The sequence below is a fragment of the Ruegeria sp. G2 genome (assembly GCF_056533505.1).
Genome location: NZ_JBQFON010000024.1, coordinates 1 through 1,673, shown reverse-complemented (window position 1 = coordinate 1,673; position 1,673 = coordinate 1). Strand labels below are relative to the sequence as shown.

The following is a 1,673-nucleotide window of genomic DNA, read 5'->3' as shown; positions in this document are numbered from 1 at the left end:
GAGCCGAGGCTGTGTGAAAACTCCGGATGCTGTATGCTTTTCGGCAAAGACCGGAGGCAGGCATGTCGGGATATATCGAGGGTACGGACCGCAGTCAGATGACACTTTTTCCGGCCCGGCTGGAAGACTGGATAGACGAGGATAATCCGGTCCGCGTGATTGACCTCTTCGTGGACGAGATTGATCTTGGGGAGATCGGTTTCCTGCGGACGGCGCCGGCGCAGACAGGACGGCCCGGCTATCACCCATCGGTCCTGCTGAAGCTGTTCATCTATGGCTATCTGAACCGCGTCCCTTCGAGCCGTGCCCTGGAGCGGGAGGCTGGGCGCAATGTCGAGGTGATGTGGCTGACGGGTCGGCTTGTCCCGGACCACAAGACGATCGCCGACTTTCGGCGCGACAACGGCCCGGCGATCCGGCGGACCTGTGCGCAGTTCGTCGAACTCTGTCGCCGGATCGGGGTGCTGAAGGGGGATTGTGTTGCCATCGATGGCTCCAAGTTCAAGGCGGTGAATAATCGCGACAAGAACTTCACCAAAGGCAAGATCGCCAGCCGCACCGCCCATCTGGTCGCGAGCATCGAGCGCTACCTTGAAGAAATGGTCCGGATCGACCGTCAGGAAGAGGGCGAGGCCCGGGCCGGGAAGATCGCCAACCTGGCGCAACGCTGCGAGCGCATCCGGCAGGAGATCGAGCGCCTGGTGGACATGGGCGAGGCGCTCAGGGAGAGCCCAGTTAGGCAGATCTCCCTGACTGATCCGGATGCCCGCTCCATGGCCACCAGCGCCAAAGGCAGCGGTTTTGTAGGCTACAACGCCCAATCCGCAGTGGATACCGAGACCCATCTGATTGTCGCGCATGACGTGATCAATGCCGGGCATGACCGTGAACAGCTGTCACCGATGGCCAAGGCGGCGAAGGCCGCTCTCGGACGCGACGAAATGAGCGCGGTCGCTGACAAGGGCTATTTCAGCGGCCGGGAAATTCTGGCCTGTCACGAGGATGGCATCACCACAACCCTCCCCCGGCCCGAGACTTCCGGCAACCGCAAGAAGGGCATGTATGTGAAGGCCGACTTTGCCTATGACGCGGATGCGGATATCTACCGATGCCCGGCAGGTGAGACGCTGACATACCGCTACACGACCGAAGAAGGCGGCCTGGTGGTACGGCGATACTGGACCAACGTCTGTCAGGCCTGTCCTGTCAAGGCGCGCTGCACGACCGGCAGGGAACGTCGTATCACCCGATGGGAACACGAGCATCTGGTCGACGAGATGCGTGGCCGTTTGAGCCGCGACCCGGCCTTGATGGGCCTCCGCCGCTCAACCGTCGAGCACCCGTTCGGCACAATCAAGAGCTGGATGGGAGCGACGCACTTCCGGATGCGAACGCTCAAGAACGTCCGCACCGAGATGGCCTTCCATGTCCTCGCCTATAACATCAAGCGGATGATAGCCCTGATCGGGGTACGTGGGCTTTTGACTGCCATTCCGGCCTGATGGGCGGCGCTCAGCTCAAATCGTACCGCAAAAAACGCCACAAGAGCGCGGATTCAGCCCTCTCCGGCGCATAAGGCGCTAAAGTGGCCCAAAATCCGGCTGCCTCCACAAAATCGACTGAAACATCCTCATCGTCGAGAAACCAAACGAGTTTCCACACACCCTCAGCCC

At 61.1% G+C, this 1,673-nt stretch carries 1 protein-coding gene; it reads left to right on the top strand.

The features are described from left to right. The first annotated feature begins 62 nt into the window (after positions 1 to 62). Positions 63 to 1,502, top strand: a complete 1,440-nt coding sequence (locus ACR0DU_RS21310; RefSeq protein WP_480617995.1) for an IS1182 family transposase — start codon at positions 63 to 65, stop codon at positions 1,500 to 1,502. Positions 1,503 to 1,673: the final 171 nt, after the last annotated feature.